The sequence below is a fragment of the Paenibacillus faecis genome (assembly GCF_008084145.1).
Lineage (GTDB): Bacteria > Bacillota > Bacilli > Paenibacillales > Paenibacillaceae > Fontibacillus > Fontibacillus faecis.
On the sequence record NZ_VSDO01000001.1, the window covers coordinates 180,413 to 196,932 of the forward strand.

Annotated in this window: 14 protein-coding genes; 2 read left to right on the forward strand and 12 right to left on the reverse strand. The window is 53.8% G+C overall.

Going from position 1 to position 16,520, the window contains the following annotated elements:
• Positions 1-130: 130 nt before the first annotated feature.
• On the forward strand, positions 131-2,608 hold the full coding sequence (locus FRY98_RS00810) for a hypothetical protein (RefSeq protein ID WP_148449748.1): 2,478 nt from the start codon (positions 131-133) through the stop codon (positions 2,606-2,608).
• A 153-nt stretch (positions 2,609-2,761) separates the two neighbouring features.
• Here the strand turns inward: FRY98_RS00810 and FRY98_RS00815 are convergent, their stop codons facing one another.
• The 3 genes from FRY98_RS00815 to FRY98_RS00825 all read right to left on the reverse strand — a co-directional run bounded on the left by FRY98_RS00815 (position 2,762) and on the right by FRY98_RS00825 (position 5,171).
• Entirely contained in the window at positions 2,762-3,643 is an 882-nt protein-coding gene (locus tag FRY98_RS00815; protein ID WP_148449749.1) for a protease complex subunit PrcB family protein, read from the reverse strand.
• Between the two features lie 71 nt (positions 3,644-3,714).
• Complete coding sequence (locus FRY98_RS00820) at positions 3,715-4,053, reverse strand: four-helix bundle copper-binding protein (protein WP_148449750.1); 339 nt, start codon at positions 4,051-4,053, stop codon at positions 3,715-3,717.
• Positions 4,054-4,139: 86 nt separating this feature from the next.
• On the reverse strand, positions 4,140-5,171 hold the full coding sequence (locus FRY98_RS00825) for a CobW family GTP-binding protein (protein ID WP_148449751.1): 1,032 nt from the start codon (positions 5,169-5,171) through the stop codon (positions 4,140-4,142).
• 172 nt (positions 5,172-5,343) lie between these two features.
• Here FRY98_RS00825 and FRY98_RS00830 point away from each other — a divergent pair, with 172 nt between their 5' ends.
• Positions 5,344-5,856: a MogA/MoaB family molybdenum cofactor biosynthesis protein gene (locus tag FRY98_RS00830; RefSeq protein ID WP_148449752.1), complete on the forward strand. Its 513-nt coding sequence runs from the start codon at positions 5,344-5,346 to the stop codon at positions 5,854-5,856.
• An 88-nt stretch (positions 5,857-5,944) separates the two neighbouring features.
• Here FRY98_RS00830 and FRY98_RS00835 read toward each other — a convergent pair whose 3' ends face one another.
• From FRY98_RS00835 to miaB, 9 genes are all read right to left on the reverse strand, one after another.
• The gene (locus FRY98_RS00835) at positions 5,945-6,481 is read right to left on the reverse strand and encodes a hypothetical protein (RefSeq protein WP_148449753.1); all 537 of its coding nucleotides are present in this window, start codon (positions 6,479-6,481) and stop codon (positions 5,945-5,947) included.
• 72 nt (positions 6,482-6,553) lie between these two features.
• Entirely contained in the window at positions 6,554-7,546 is a 993-nt protein-coding gene (locus FRY98_RS00840; RefSeq protein ID WP_148449754.1) for an acrylyl-CoA reductase family protein, read from the reverse strand.
• Between the two features lie 52 nt (positions 7,547-7,598).
• Complete coding sequence (locus FRY98_RS00845) at positions 7,599-9,905, reverse strand: thiamine pyrophosphate-dependent enzyme (protein ID WP_148449755.1); 2,307 nt, start codon at positions 9,903-9,905, stop codon at positions 7,599-7,601.
• Between the two features lie 28 nt (positions 9,906-9,933).
• Positions 9,934-10,941, reverse strand: a complete 1,008-nt coding sequence (locus tag FRY98_RS00850) for a 2-oxoacid:acceptor oxidoreductase family protein (RefSeq protein ID WP_148449756.1) — start codon at positions 10,939-10,941, stop codon at positions 9,934-9,936.
• Positions 10,942-11,296: 355 nt separating this feature from the next.
• The gene (locus FRY98_RS00855) at positions 11,297-12,751 is read right to left on the reverse strand and encodes a nicotinate phosphoribosyltransferase (protein WP_148449757.1); all 1,455 of its coding nucleotides are present in this window, start codon (positions 12,749-12,751) and stop codon (positions 11,297-11,299) included.
• A gap of 50 nt (positions 12,752-12,801) precedes the next feature.
• A complete protein-coding gene (locus FRY98_RS00860) occupies positions 12,802-13,581 on the reverse strand; it encodes an NUDIX domain-containing protein (protein WP_211373241.1) in 780 nt (259 codons plus the stop codon).
• Between the two features lie 102 nt (positions 13,582-13,683).
• Positions 13,684-14,088, reverse strand: a complete 405-nt coding sequence (locus tag FRY98_RS00865; protein ID WP_148449759.1) for a PaaI family thioesterase — start codon at positions 14,086-14,088, stop codon at positions 13,684-13,686.
• A 140-nt stretch (positions 14,089-14,228) separates the two neighbouring features.
• Positions 14,229-14,690 (reverse strand): YlbF/YmcA family competence regulator, encoded by a 462-nt coding sequence (locus FRY98_RS00870; RefSeq protein WP_249043303.1) that lies wholly within the window; start codon positions 14,688-14,690, stop codon positions 14,229-14,231.
• Between the two features lie 48 nt (positions 14,691-14,738).
• A complete protein-coding gene (miaB, locus tag FRY98_RS00875) occupies positions 14,739-16,289 on the reverse strand; it encodes a tRNA (N6-isopentenyl adenosine(37)-C2)-methylthiotransferase MiaB (protein WP_148449760.1) in 1,551 nt (516 codons plus the stop codon).
• Between the last annotated feature and the right edge of the window lie 231 nt (positions 16,290-16,520).

A 16,520-nucleotide genomic window follows, 5' to 3' on the forward strand; every position in this document is an offset into this window, starting at 1 on the left:
GGACCATAACATTCCACTGAAAGGAGGAAGTATAGCAGGATCCTCTGTCGATCGATTACGGGGGGATCTTTGTTATACGTCAAACATGAAATGGAAAGATAAAAGATTCAGGAAGGCGGCTTCCGTTTTTTTGAGTTTTTCGGTAGCGCTTTCAATATTGGGGAACCCGAGTCTCGAGGCCTCAGAACAGGCGAATCCCGATAAGAAATCTGCCCCTGTCGTTGCTTTTCCGGGTGCTGAAGGCGGCGGTGCCTATGCCAGCGGAGGCCGGGGCGGCGATGTCTACATCGTAACGACTCTGGAAGATTACGGCGAAAAAGACAAACCTATTGAAGGATCGCTGCGGTATGGGGTTCTATCTACGCCCAAAGAAGGGCGTACGATCGTTTTTCACGTTTCCGGAACGATCGAACTGAAAAGCACCCTGCGGTTTAAAAACATTAAAAACCTGACCATCGCCGGGCAAACCGCGCCGGGGAACGGAATCACCATTGCCGGCTGGGATACCAACATCAGCGATTCGGAAAATATCATCCTCAGGTATCTCGCCTTCCGGCTGGGCGCCACCCATGTTTATAACGGCAGCGATTCAATGGACGCGCTTTGGGGAAGAGACAACGACACTTTTATCATCGACCATTGTTCTTTCAGTTGGAATACGGATGAAACCTTGTCTTTATACAGAGGCGAGAACGGAACGATCCAATGGTCCATCATTTCGGAAAGCCTGACGCTATCCGGGCATTCCAAAGGAAGACATGGGTATGGCGGTATTTCCGGCGGTGATAAAACGACGTTCCATCACAATTTATACGCGAATCATACTTCCCGAAATCCCAGACTCGGCGGCGGCTATGCCGGTTCCGCGGATGCCGATCATGTGGCGGTTGTTCAGTTCTCCAACAACGTCATTTACAACTGGGGCTTTAACGGCACTTACGGCGGGGGCTTCACATTTACGAATTTTATGAACAATATCGAAATTGCCGGTCCCGGAACAAGGGATAACGTGCTGAACCGGGTGCTCGATGCCGGAGAATCCACCAAGGTAGGGGGTTTTCACGTCAACGGGAACCGAATTAATGGCAAACTTACAGGATTGCTGGACGGGTCTTCGGAATACGTTAAATTTTCCGGCGCCGACAGCGGCGAACATGCCACCACCTTTGCATCCAAGCCGTACCTATCGGCGGACAGCTTGGGGGTTAATCACGGCGTCACCAATAAAGCGTTCGACGCTTACGTGAAGACCGGCATAAAACAGGCCAATGAACCTCTGCTAAGAAGCATCCTGCAACAGGCGGGCGCCACCTATCCCCGTCGCGACGCGATCGATGCGAGAATTGTGGCGGAAGTGGAACAAGGCTTGGGCAGATATATCAACAGGGAACATGAGGTCGGGGGCTATATCTCGGATTTCGGGATCATAGAGAAACGGCGTGACGATCCATTTGACACGAATCTGAACGGGATCGACGACAAATGGGAAAAGAAACATAAAATCTGGGGGATCAAAGACGCATATAAGACGGTGACTAACAGTGGTTATACCTGGTTAGAGCTTTATATTAACGGGCTTGTCGATATGAACCATGCCGCCGAAAACCCCGAAGCCATGCTGGTGGCCCCTAAAAATAACGACCGATTTGTTTCTGGGAAAGAAATCGAGGTCAAGATTAAAGCGTCCTCCAAATTCGGACATAAAATCAAGAAAGTGGCTGTTTATAACGGGTCCGAATATCTGGGGGACGCCGTCAAAAAAGGAAGCCATTATACGTATAAGATCAAGGGATTAAAGGACGCTTCGTATTATATCTCGGCAAGAGTGACGGATACGGAAGGGAACGGGACGCAAACTTCCGCCGCCATCATCCATGTCAATAACTCCCCCGCCACCTTGGCCGAGGCGGGTTGGACATCCGCTGATATCGGCGAACCGGACATTCAAGGTTCCGGCAGCATGACTGGCGGTACGATCACCGTTAAAGGCAACGGAAAACTTGGCATGAGCGAAGGCAGCGTAAAAGGCTCCGAATCGTACCAAGCGTCGAAAGACGATTTCCATTTCGTATATAAGGAGTTGAACGGCGACTTCGAATTAACCGCCAAGCTGGAGGACATGGGAGCCGTCGACAATCACGCTTTTGCCGGGCTGATGATCCGGGACGACTTGAAAGAAGACAGTGCCGCCGCGGCCCTGGGCCTCTCCTGGGTGAAGTTATCCAAAGAAACCAGCTGGTCAGCTTATCTGGCCGGAAGAAACGATAAGGGCGGACCATTTGATGAATTGACGGAAACCTTGGACAGCGTATCCGCCGCCGAAAAAGCCGGTATTCCACTGCTTCCGGACATCCCGTTCAAGTTGAACGGCGTCCCGCAAGGGTATTGGCTTAAACTGGGCCGTCAGGGAGATACAATCTTTGCGTATGGCTCACCCGACGGAAAGGAATGGTCGCGGATCGGCGAAAGAAAAATGGTCATGGAGGGTTCGGTATTTGTCGGATTTGCCGTCGACAGCAATGATGTCGCCAATAAGTTGGAACAACTCAATTACGCGAAGTTCTCCAGTATTTCTCTGGAAAATCGCTTTACGCCGATAGGCAAGTAGCAGCGAAGTCGGGGAAATTGCCGAGAACCACGCCAAAAACCAAGGAGCTAGGCGGGAACGGACCGCTTAACTCCTTGGTTTTTACGAATACATCCTAATTTAGCTGGTGAAGGTATTCCAAAGTTTACTTTGGGGCCCTCTTTTTTAGCCCTTTTAGTTCAACGGGGCGATTTCAACGGTGTAACGGCTTGGTACGAACGTTTCGGTTTTCGAATCCGTGATGACTTGGGCATAGGCGCTGTCCGGGTTGGGAGAAGTCAGTTCATAGTACACAACCGCCTTCTTCTCGTTCGGGAACTCCACCTTGGCTACCCGGATGCCGTACCCCGGATTCGGCTGATCATGGCGGGTCAGTTCGACTTTGTTCACCTCGTCATTCACTTTGTGAAGCTTGAACGATACGTTGTCGTTCACCTGCTGGGCATCGTCCTTATGAGCCTCAACGAATTCGGCCGCTTTATAAACCATGCGGGCCGCTTCGATCCGCGTTATCGACGCTTTCGGCTGGAAGTTGCGATCCTTGTCCAGCTCGGTAATTTTCATCAGCAGGAGTCTTTGGATGCTTCCGGAATAAAGCGGATTCCCCTTGTCGGAATCAGCCACCTCGATATACATTTTGATCATTGGATAATTGCCGGTCGCGGAGATCGCTTGATCCAAAATGTAAGCAAACTGCTCCTTCGTCATTTCTCCGGTCCACTTAAAGTCCTTAGGCAGCTTGATTCCGTTGTCTTCGGCGATCTTTTGAGCGGTGGAGTACCAAGGCGTTTTGCCCTGCCCTTTTTTCCCGCCGTCGTTTTTGGCCTCAAGCCCCAACGCGTGCACGGCCATATAAACGCCCTGTGCGCCCGTCAACTTGCTGCGCGGAGCAAATTTCTCCGCCGTCACGCCTTGAATGATTCCTTTTTTCTGAAGCGACTCCGTAATTTTGGCGTCCTGTCCCTCCACGTCGCTAAAAGCCGAAGCCGAAGACGCGAGCAGCAAAGATCCGGACATGAGCAACGCCGCCGCCGCTTTGAATTTTTTATTTTTCATTTTGCATCACCTCTGCCCCCTAGACGCAGCCGTTCCGCAAAAGGTTGCAGCATTTTGCATTCCGCTAGGCTTTAGGCTGCGGCAGCGCTCATCTTGCGGCAAATTTCCGCGCATCGGAGGCAAGCGTCCGCACAGTCCTTACAATGCTGATGCCCATGCTTCGAGCATTCCTCGGCGCAGGCTTCGCAAGCTTTGGCGCACAACTCGCAGATCTCCTTGGCGAACAAGGTGCTTCTGGACAACGCTTCCGCCGTAAACGCGCAAATTTCGGCGCACTCCCGGTCGAGCCGGATGCAGTCCCGCAGCATGGCCAGTTCATATTCCTTCAAGCTGGAAACATAGCAATAATTACAAGCGTTCATGCAGGAAATACAAGCTTCAATGCACTCCCGGTATTTTTCCTGGATCATCGATCCTACCTCCCTATCCAGTTTTGCTTTGGTAAACAGGCTCTTTCGATGTATTACCATGAACCCGGCTTGATGAAACAGCAGCGTCAGGCCCGATCGGTGCGTCCTTCTAGCGCGGACAAGGTTTCGGCCAGCTTGGTTTTATCGAAGTGCTCTCCGATAAACACCACGACATCGGGGACCTCCCCTTGCGGTGTGATTTTTAGGTAGTCGGCTTCCCTGTACGCATATTGAAACAGAAACCGGCTGGCGGTGTCGGAGAAGGACAGTATCCCTTTTCCCCGGTAAATTTCGCGGGGCAATTCGGCGATGAAGTTTTCGAATTCAACGCTGTCGACCGGTCCGGTAAAATAATGCGTATAAACCGTCACATGGTCATGCGAGTGGTGATGCGAGTGAGGTTCGTCGGCAGAATCATGCCCCTTGCCGGCATCCCCCGCGTGAAGCGATTCGCGTTTCCTTTCGGCCATGTTCATAGCCGGGTTCCCCGTCTCTACCCGTTTCCCGTCACCCAGCAAATAAACCGGATCCACTTCACAGCGGACGGCCGGTATGATTCTGGCATAGGGATTCAACCTCTCAAGCAGTTCCCGCATTTCTTGCTGCTGCTCTTGGCCGATCCGGTCGATTTTATTCAAAATCAAATCGGAGCCGCAGCGGATCTGCTCCACCATCAAACGGTATGTTTTCCCCTGCTGCTTTGCGTACAATTCCGCCAAATGAGCCGCGTCCACCACGGTGATCATCGGCCGGATATCCAGCTCCAGGTAAAGGGACGACTCCGTCACGGCGTCGAACATTTCCAAAGGATTGGCCGCCCCGGTCGCTTCGATCACGACCAAATCCGGTCGTTCCTCCCGGATCAGCTCGTACAGCTGCGCGCTGAGATCGGAGCGGATCGAACAGCAAATACAGCCGCCCAGCATCTCGGTCATCGGAACTTCTTCGCCGACCATCACCCCGTCCAGATTCACTTCTCCCAGCTCGTTCATAACGACGGCGGGGCGCAAACCTTGCTCTTTCCAATAAGCCAAAAGGCGCTGCAGCAGCGTTGTTTTTCCGCTGCCCAAAAATCCGGACAGCATATATATAGGTGTGGCCTTACTCCGTTTCTCCATCTTATGTATCCTCCATCTTTCGCTCTTTTTCCATGAAAGCGAGTTTACACCAACCTGAACGATCGCGCAACTTTGTAGCGGACTCAAGCGTTGACGGAAGGCCTAAGGGAATGGAGCGATTTGTGGTAAAGTATAGTATAGAAAAAACGAAAAACAGAAAGGATTACGAGCGATGATCAAATCCGTAGATGAACACCGCAATGAAGCTCCGAAGCAGGTGGCCTGCATGGTGGTCACCGTGTCCGACACCCGCACGGAAGAGATCGACTTAAGCGGTCAATTGATGATCCGGCTCCTCAAGGAAGCGGGCTATACCGTCGTGAAATATGCGATCGTCAAAGACGACTATGACGGAATCCGCCAGTTGCTGCGCGAAGCGGTATCCAGCCGGGAAGTCGAAGCGGTGCTGCTCAGCGGGGGAACGGGTATCGCACCTCGCGATACGACTTATGAAGCGGTCCGCAGCCTGCTGAACAAAGAACTGCCGGGCTTTGGCGAAATATTTCGGTTCCTCAGTTATACCGAAGATATCGGCCCGGCCGCGATCCTCAGCCGCGCCATCGCCGGAACCATCGGCAATATGGCCGTGTTCTCCATGCCGGGTTCCCAGGGAGCGGTGCAGCTCGCGATGGAAAAAATCATTCTTCCCGAATTGCGGCATGTGATGCGGGAAATTTACAAGTAACGATCTACTCAGCCCAAAAAACCCCTTCGCCGGTGACCGAGCTTGAGACCAAGCTGCATCTTCCGGCAAAGGGGTTGCTTCTGTTTCTTTACGAAGGATCCTGCACATTCATGCGAGCCAACACGTTGTCAAATACCTCTTCAAGGTCATCGCGGTACTCGTTCATTCTGTTTCGGCTGGAAGCATAAACGAGCGCGGCTTTCCCTTTTTGGGCGATGACCGAGGTTTCCTCCGCGGCCGCGATTTGCACCGAGCCGTTTCTGGCTCCGTACATTTCCTTCATTTCCTCGACTCGTTCGCTTTCGCTGGGATACACATGGACCAGTATAAAATGACGCGCATCCCCGTTGATAAAGTAGCTGTAAGTAATGTTGCCGTTTAGCCCTTCCGCGTAAGTCTCATGCGTCAGTCGGATGCCGCGCGCGGAGCATTCGTGTCGCAGCGCCTTTAACAGAGGAACGTTCAGTGTCGCCCCCCGGTTTAACTGCCGGGCGTTCCCTTCATTGTAGGACTTCATATTGTATTTATCCACTTCTTCCCGCACCATCCGCCGCTGACTATCGCTGCATCCGGCGGTGAAGGTGAAGGCCGCCAACGCGCTCAAGCCCAAAGCCCACCATCTCATCGCTATTCCTTCTCCTTTTTCCATGGATCGGTTGCTAATAGATGGTGTTAGAATGGCTCAGCACCGGGCGGATTATACCAGCTTGATCACCTGGCGTCCGATGGCTTTACCGCCCAAAATGGTCGTTAACGCCTCCGGAAGTCCGTCCAGCGGGGATACCGTAATCCAGTCTTTCAACGCAGACTCCGGCTTCCACTCGCCAGCCAGCTTCCGCCACAGCTCTTGTCTGAGTTCCATCGGGCAATAGACGGAGTCGATGCCCAGCAGATTGACTCCCCGCAAAATGAACGGATACACGGTGGCGTCGAAATTGCCGCCCGCCGCCATGCCGGACAAGGCGGCGGAACCGCCGTACTTCACGCTTTTAAGCAGATCGCCGGTGACCGCGCCGCCCACGGGGTCAACCACGGCGGCCCAGCGCTCCTTCCCGAGGGCTCCTTTGGCGCCGGAAGCCGCCTCCTCGCGGCTTAGCACAGCCGCGGCGCCGAGGGCCTGCAGCTTCCCGGCCAAGTCCGTTTTGCCCGTGACGGCGGTCACCTCAAAGCCCAGCCGCGCCAGCATGCTCACGGCCATGCTGCCGACTCCGCCCGTGGCCCCGGCGACCAGCACCGGACCGCCGGACGGGCGGAGCCCGTTGTCCAGCAGGCGCTCGATCGACAGCGCCGCCGTGAAACCGGCTGTGCCGATCCCCATCGCCTCCAGCGGAGTCAGCCCCTCCGGCAGCGGAACCAGCCATTCGCCTGGAACCCTGGCGAACTTGGCGTAGCCGCCTTCATGGCTTACTCCGAGCCCATAGCCGGTACAGAGCACACGATCGCCCGGACGAAACCGCTCGTCCCGGGATTCCTTAACCTCCCCGGCCAGATCAATGCCGGGGATAAACGGGTAACTGCGTACAATTTTTCCCTCAGGAATCGAAGCCAGCCCGTCTTTATAGTTTACGCCGGAATAATGAACTTCCACCGTAACGTCGCCTTCCGGAAGGTCTTCCAGGGTAACCCATTCCACCCCCGACCGAAACCCTTGTTCATTCTGATGCACGCGAAAAGCTTGAAATTTCTCCAAGGTGCTTCCTCCTCGAGTCTAAGACCTGATGGTTCTAATTATGTTTCGTTGATTAAAGGAACGGATGCTCATGCTTCGCCAGCAGGATTTGCCAGCGCCGATCCACTTCCTCTTCAAAAGCCCGGAGCGCTTCCGCATTTTCCGGCTTAAGCAAATGGCGGGTCTTGCCCATCGTTTTCAGCCATTCGGTCAGCGGAACCCGCTTACCCTTTTCCTCCGGGTTATAAGTGATGCTCGTCTGCCCGCGTTCCACTTCATAGAGCGGGAAAAAGCAGGAATTCACGGCCGCGTCCACAATGTTTGTGCCCTCGTCATCCTTGCTGATCCAGTTGAGCGGACAGGCTATCAATATTTTACCATAAACCAGGCCTTCATTCTGCGCATACCATTGGGCTTTTGCGGCCTTTTTCACCAAGTCTTGGGGATAGGCCTCGCTGCCGGTGAAAACGTACGGGATATTGGTGGCCGCCATAATCTGCGCCGTGTCCTTATGATGGAACACCTTGCCCTGCTGGGTCCCCCCGATGTTGGATGTCGAGGTCCGGTGTCCAAGCGGAGTGGAATAGGACAGCTGCGCCCCCGTATTCATATAACCTTCGTTATCGTACTCGACGATGATCATCCGATGATTGCGGAGCGCCGCCCCGATCGCCGGACCCATGCCGATATCCATGCCGCCGTCCCCGGTGACCATAACGAAGGTAAAATCATCCTTCAGCCCGAGATCGTCCAGTTCTCCACGGCGCTTGCGTTCCCAGAACATCTCCACCACGCCGGACAAGGTGGCCGCCCCGTTTTGGAACAGGTTATGGATATACGTCGCCTTGTGGGAGGAGTATGGATATCCGGTGGTCGTAACCATGGCGCAGCCGGTATGGAATAATGCCACGATGTCTCCCTCGATCCCTTTAAAAAACAGCTCCAGCCCGGAGAAAATGCCGCATCCCGGGCAGGCGCCGTGTCCCGGTGCAATCCGTTTCGGTTTCTTGGTCAACGCCCTGAGCGGCGGGATGCGGACGCCCAGTTTGCCGGTTTCTTCATTGCGCGTCACGGTGATCAGCCCGGTTTTCAGATCTTCGAAGCGCAGCGGCTGGAGCACCCTTTTCGGAGCCTTTCCCGCATCGCCCGGCGTATGTCCGTAATAATCAAATGGCACGTCAACCTTGCCCTTCTCGGCCGCTTCCATAGCGAGCGCGAAGAAGTGGCGTCCGTCCTCGGCATAGAACTCTTTGCCGCCCAGCCCGTAGACCCGGCTGATCACCTGCGTCGTCCGGTTGCCGTAAGTAAACAGCGCCGCCTTGATTTCATTGCTCATATTGCCGCCGTAGGCCCCGTAAGAATCGGCCCGGTCGCCGATGGTTACGGCTTTGACCGATTTAAGTGCCTCCGCGATTTGCCGCTGCGGGAACGGACGAATCACGTTCGGCGCGATCGATCCCGCTTTAATGCCTTGACGCCGCAAGTCGTCCACGACATCCTTGATAATCTCGGAGGCGGAGTTCATAAGGAATACCGCGACTTCCGCATCCTCCATCCGGTACAAGTCCAGCATCGGGTATTCCCGTCCGGTCAATTCGGCATATTCGCCGGCGATCCGCTCAAAAACGGTCTCCGCTTTATACATGGCCTGGGATTGCTGATATTTATTGTTGATGTAATCCGGCTCGTTCATGTATGGACCTACCGTAATCGGATTGTTCCGGTCCAGCGTGTGCGGAAATCCCCCCGGCGGACGCTCTCCCACAAACTTCAGCACATCTTCTCTATGGGCAAAAGTGTGTACGCGGCGTTTCTGATGCGACGTAAAATAGCCGTCCGAGGCGACGAGCACCGGGAGCCGGACTTCCGGATCCTCCGCCAGCTTGAGCGCCAGAATATTCATATCATAAACGGCCTGCGGATCCCGGCACATCAAAATCGGCCAGCCGGTGTTGAGGGCAAAATACAAGTCCGAATGATCGCCGTGGATGTCCAACGGTCCCGATACGGAACGGCAGACCAGGTTCATTACCATCGGGAACCGGGTTCCCGATTGCACCGGCATTTGCTCCAGCATGTACATATACCCGTTGGCGCTGGTGGCGTTAAATACGCGCCCGCCGGCCGTCGACGCCCCGTAGCAAATCCCGGCGGAGCTGTGTTCGCCATCCGACGGGATCAACTTGATTTCATGCTGTCCGCCCGCCTTCATTAAATCGAGGAATTGGGCGACCTCCGTGGACGGAGAAATCGGAAAATATCCCATGATATGATAGTTAATCTGTTGGGCGGCGTAAGCCGCCATTTCGTTACCCGACTCGTAAACGACGCGCTGCTCCACTTTGGCCATCCTGCGCTCTTTTTCCATGTTTATCGCCATCTAGGTATACCGCCCTTTCCAAAACAATTTATTGAACCGCCAACTCGAAAAGATGAGGAACCCGGTGCTCCTCCGCGTACCCGTCCTCTTCCCGCTCGCCGGATAACGCGTCCGTCGGACAGGCATGGATGCATTTCAGGCAGCCCTTGCAGTATTGATAATCGATCCCTTGCAAAAACATCTGCGGACGCCCTTTCTTGTCGGGAAGCTCCTGCCAGACAAAACAATTGTCGGGGCATACGTTGTCGCACTGGGCGCAGTGGATGCAGGATTCCGCCTTGAAGTGAGGCATCATCCCCGAGCGGGAGATGCTCAAATCCTTCAGGATGCTGTTGCCCGGATTGGACACGAGCCCGCCGAGAGGTTGGGTTTCGAAACCCAGAACCGGCGTGTCGGCGCGGACGAACTCCGGCATGGTCAAGCCTTCCGGGAGGGCAAAGGTCTGGAAAGTCACTTCGCGGTATCCCCGGTCGAAGGTCGCCAAAGCCGGAGCCACCGTTTGCGGGTATTTTTTCTCCAGCGATTTGCGGATGACGCTCTTCATCGTCTCGGGATCGAGGAAAGGGCACAGCCGGAACAAAGCGCCGAGCATGGCCATGTTGACCCGATTCTTCTCCTCGAGCGCGATCCCCGTAGCGTCGACCACCGCGATCGTGCCGCCCGCAAGCTTCATGAAATCCTTCAACTGCTCCGGCGTTTTGCGGGAGTTTACCAGCACGGTGCTGTCCTCGTAAATTCCGCTGATGACGTTGACCGTCTTGGCCAGCGCTTCTTGAAAAATCCCAACCAGATGCGGCCTTTCCACCGGTGAGGTATCACGGATCGGCGTGTCCAAATCGCAAAAGCGGATATGCGCCTTGACCGGTGACCCCTTCTTCTCCGAGCCGTAGGAAGAAAAACTGACTCCGTTCAGCCCCGCGCCCTCCACGCCGGATTCGGCCAGCATTTTTCCGGCCAGATTGGCCCCTAGCCCTCCAATAGACTCCAGGCGGATTTCATAAAAACCCAATTCGTTCAGTTTCGGCAATTGTACCACGCGCTTGACTCCCTTCTTCGCGTTCTACGAAATCATAACGACGTTGAAATAGTAAAATAAGTCACAGAAAAATAAGCCTTGCTTAATTTTTCAATTTATCACAGTAAGAGTGTGATGAATGTAACAAATGTCATATGGACAATCTCAAACGGGCCTTGCGTTACCGATTGTCACGAAAAGCCCTCATTGTCGAAATAGGCCGAAGAAAGCGCTCCGAAAAACTCGATTCCTGCGCTTTCCCGAGAAATATTTATAAACACGAAAAAAGCGGGCCGGACGGGAAATCCCCAATCCAACCCGCTTTATGGACATACATTCTATCAATGAGCCGAAGACTTTATTGTTGCGCAGGCGCTCATTCCTCCAGATGACTCATGTGTTCTTCGATCATTCTCTGTTTGAGCTCCCAAGCTTCCTGGCTCAGGTTGACCCGGTAAATTTCCGGGTTCAGCTTGCGCAAATATTCAGGCCAAAACATGTGCAGCTGGCCCTCATGATGATGGCGGATTTCCTCCAGCGTCGGAAGTTCGTAAACCAATTCGCCGTCCACGAAAATCGGCTGCAGCATCGGAACCGCCTCGTAATCCTTGACCGATTTTTTCAAATAAGGATGGACCGGATCGAACAGTCGCAGCTTGCCGCCGGTTCTGGCCTGCTCCTCATGAGGGAAGCAGACGTAATCCGCGATCGCTTTCCCGCTCTCCTTGCTTACGATGCGAAGGACGTCCTTCTTGCCCGGCGAGGTCACTTTCTCGGGGTTGCCGGAAATTTTGATGGTCGGTTCCATCACCCCGTTCCGCTCGCGCTCCACCAGTTTATAAACCCCGCCTAATGCCGGCTGATCCGCCGCCGTGATGAGCTGGGTTCCCACGCCCCAAATATCGATTTTCGCCCCCTGGGCCTTCAAGTTGAAAATCGTGTTTTCGTCCAGGTCGTTGGACGCCACGATTTTAACGTAATCCAGGCCCGCTTCATCCAGCATCTTGCGGGCCTGGATCGACAGATACGCCAGGTCGCCGCTGTCAAGCCGGATGCTGCCGAGGCGCTTGCCGGCCGCTTCGAGCTGTTTGGCGGTCCGGATGGCGTGAGGCACCCCGCTCTCCAGCGTGTCGAACGTATCGACGAGCAGGGAAACATAATCCGGCAGCGCCTTGGCGTAAAGTTCAAAAGCTTCCTGCTCGGAATCGAAAATCTGTACCCAGGAATGCGCATGCGTTCCCTTCGTCGGAATTCCAAACGTCTCGCCCGCCAGCAGATTCGAGGTTGCATCGAAACCGGAGATGTAGGCCGCCCGGGCTCCCCAAACCGCCGCGTCGGCTTCCTGGGCCCGGCGCGAGCCGAATTCCAGCAGGACGTCTCTCTCCGCGACCCGCTTGATCCGCGAAGCCTTGGTGGCGATCAGCGTCTGAAAATTCATAAAGTTAAGCAGGGCCGTCTCCACCAACTGCGTCTCCATGATCGACCCTTCCACCCGGATCAACGGTTCGTTCGGAAAGCAGAGATCCCCTTCTTTATAGGACAACAGCGTGCCTCTGAAACGGAAATTCCGCAGCAGTTCCAGAAACTCCGGTTTATAATTCTCTTCCTGCCGGGCGAGATAATCCAAATCGCGTTCCGAAAAGCGCAGATGCCGGATATACTCCACGATCCGCTCCAGGCCCGCAAAAACCGCGTATCCGTTGCCGAAGGGCAGTTTGCGGAAATAAGCTTCAAACACCGTTCTGCGCTCGTGGGTCCCATTGATCCAGTGGGCATAGATCATGTTGATCTGGTATTTATCGGTATGGAGCGCCAAATGTTCACTTCGCATGGTTCTCTCTCTTCCTCTCCTGACATGTAAAGCAGTGAAACGCCTGTGCTTCAGGTGTAAATGGAAAGCCTTGGCGTGTAGTCGGTAAAACGATAGAGCTGCGCCGGCCGCTGCGAATATTGGTTGGAAAGCATCGGCCTGCCGTTCTCGTCCCGAACTTCCTCCAAGATGCCCTGCCGGCTTCGGGTGGAGGTGATTTTACGGATGAAGTTCAGTTCGGCGAAATCGGGCACGACCGTCTGAATCACCTGATACAGCTCTCCCAATGTAAAATGCGGAGGCAAAAACTGCTTGGCGATGGTCGTCTGCAGCATCTGCTGCTGAATCCGCCGGTAAGCATCCTCCAAAATTTCTCGGTGATCAAAGGCGAGGTCAAGTTCCTCCAAAGCTTCGCTCACGGTAAAAAGCCCGACCTCCTGCGCGTCGTCGGCGGACTGGCGCTTCTCAAGCACCCACTCCTCCACCAGGGCAAAAAAAGCGTGTGAAATGATCCAGCCCCGAGGATCACGTCCCGGCTTGCTATACACGCCCAGATACTCCAGGTGGCGGCCGTCTACGCCCGTCTCCTCTTTGAGTTCGCGCCGGGCCGTCTCATATAAGGATTCATCCTCTTGGGAAAAGCCGCCCGGCAGCGCCCAAGCCCCGGCAAAAGGCCAACTGCGGCGGCGGATCAACATCACTTTAAGATCGAAGCGAGGAAGCGATTTGGTCGAGGCTTTACGTTCCTGTCGCGTCAGCGTAAACATCACGATGTCCGCCGGGATGCCATCCGGAGTCCGGTAGGTCTTTACTTCATCATTCGATTGGGCTTGCTGTCCCTCATTGCTCATACGAATCACCACATCAGTATTTGATAACGCCCGCCCTGCAGTCTATCCCGTCAGGCGTTCCATCTATTTCACGCTATGAATAATTTAACACCTTATTTTGTGTTACCGCTCCGTCTGACGAGGCAGCCGGAACGTGGCCGTGGCCATACAGCCGAGCACACCCTCGGCGTTGCGCACTTCGGCTCTTACCGTCATCGTCCGGCGGCTTTCATGCACGGGATAGGCCGAGGCTACAAGTTCCCCTTTACGCATGGCGTTTAAAAAGTTGACGTTCAAATGGGTGGTTACGCCAAAGACGCCGTCCTTGATTACCGCGACCAAGGTACCCATCGCTTGATCCATCAGGGAAGACAATACCCCGCCATGAACGATCCCCATCGAGTTTAAATGGGAGTCCCCCGCCGTAAGTCCGAGCTCCACGCGGGTCGGGTCGGCCGAGATGAATCGCATGCCGAGCAGCCCCCAAAATGAATTCTCTTCCTTCCGCAACATCTCATTCCAATCCATGAATCGCATACCTCCGTCCTGATTTGGGCATTTATGTACTACAACCTTGCCCCTTCTGTCCTTAGATTATGTCCGGCATCGATTCGACCGCTGAATGCATAAAAAGGTGCGGAAGTAAACTCCCGCACCGACTCGCCTCGTTACTCGCCATAGCCGGAAGTCGCTGCCGGCTCGCCGCCCTGCTCCACGTTCACTTTTTCGGAGACCGTATCCCGAATGACAGAGATAACCAACTGCAGCAAATAATTGATATCGGTTTGGCTCTGCTGAAACTCGGTAACCAGCGGAATGTTGTCCAGTTCATCCTGGAGTTCCTCGATTTCGCGCTCGATTTTTTCCACCATCGCTTTGTTCTGGAACGACTCGAATGCCACGATCTCTTTCTGCTTCTTCTTGATCGCACTGATCAGGGTTTGTACCCGTTCGTGGTTTTGTATCATTTTCTCGGCTTTCTGAAATTGCCGGACCTCTTCACTGGTGCCGATCAGAGCGGCCAATTCCTTGGCTTTCGCCATAATATCCTCGCGAATGACCAAATCACGGGAATCGAATTTCGGTATCCCGCAATCCGTATGCTCATGATGCTGATGTTGTTCTCCCAAGGTTCTCCCTCCTCATACAGAAACGAATTCACCGAATAGGCTTGCTTGTTAAGCCAGAGAAACCGCCTCCGGTACGATATTCCCCTTGATATACCATGTCATAGGGTCCGTGATTTCAACCTTGACAAACTGTCCGATAAGATCCGCGCTGCCCTCAAAGTGGACAAGTTTATTGCTGCGCGTCCGACCGGCCAGAACCTTCGCATTGTTCTTGCTTTCGCCTTCCACCAATACTTCGACCACTTGTCCAAGCATCGTATCGTTACTCAGGCGGCTGTGCTCATTAATCATTTCATTAAGCCGCTGCAAGCGCTCCTTCTTCACTTCCATCGGCACATTGTCCTCCATCACCGCCGCCGGCGTGCCTTCCCGAGGAGAATAGATGAAGGTAAAGGCGGAATCGTACCGCACTTCCCGGACCAGGGACAGTGTTTCCTGGAACTGCTCCTCCGTTTCCCCGGGAAATCCCACGATGATATCCGTCGTCAGCACAACGTTCGGAATGGCCGCCTTGATTTTGCGGACAAGTTCCAAATACTGCTCGCGCGTATATTTCCGGCTCATCTTCTTGAGCACTTCACTGCTGCCGGACTGTACCGGCAGATGAATATGTTCGACCAAATTGCCGCCCTTGGCAAGCACTTCGATCAGATGATCGTCAAAATCACGCGGATGCGAAGTCGTGAACCGCACGCGCGGGATATCGATTTTGCGGATATCGTCCATCAGATTGGCGAACGTATAATGGATGTCGGTAAAATCCTTCCCATAAGCGTTCACGTTCTGACCCAGCAGCGTGATTTCCTTGAAGCCCTGACGGGCCAGTTCGCGCACCTCGGCTATGACATCCTCCGGACGGCGGCTGCGCTCTTTGCCCCTGGTAAACGGCACGATGCAGTAGGTGCAGAACTTATCGCAGCCATACATGATGTTGACCCAAGCGCGCATGCCTTCGCGTTTCTTCGGCAAATTCTCGATAATGTCGCCTTCCTTGGACCAGACTTCGACGACCATTTCCTTGCTGAACAACGCCTCTTGAATCAAGTGAGGCAGCCTATGGATATTGTGCGTCCCAAAGATTAAATCGACGAAACCGTGCTTTTGCAGAATCCGGTTAACGACGCCTTCTTCCTGTGACATACATCCGCATACCCCCAGCAGGAGGCCGGGTTTTTCCGTTTTCAGGCCCTTCAAGTGCCCGAGTTCGCCGAATACCTTATCTTCGGCATTCTCACGAATCGCGCACGTGTTCAAAAGAATAATATCGGCTTCCTTACGGTCCTCCGTAGGCGTGTAACCCATCTGTTCCAGAAGTCCTTTGATCGTTTCCGAATCATGCTCGTTCATCTGGCAGCCGAAAGTGTATACGATATAATGCTTGCCGATCCCGATCGTCTTCATTTCCTCGGGTACGGCATTTTCGTATAATACTTGGACTTCTTCTTTACCGCGCTGCTTCTCAATGCGGTGATTCGGCTCTGAAAGAATCTGAATCTCTCTTCCGCGAATTCTGATTTTCTTCCCCCGTTCGTCCTCCGAAATGACTTTGGCGTCCGAGAAATCAAAATACTTGGAGTAATCCTTCGTCTCCTTGGCCATGGTGTCGGCTCACTCCCTTACCTATCTATCTCACTGTTACACTTCATCGTTGTTTACACTTCAAAAAATGCATTACACCAAATTATATCATGATTCAAAGTCGATATCCAGAATGAAAGGGTCGGAACAAGGCGGGAGTGGGAAGTATTTCCTAAATAAAAACATTACGGATGCGCATAATTGAAATAAACAAACAAGTTTTTACTTAACATCAGGATCGGAGGAGTATAA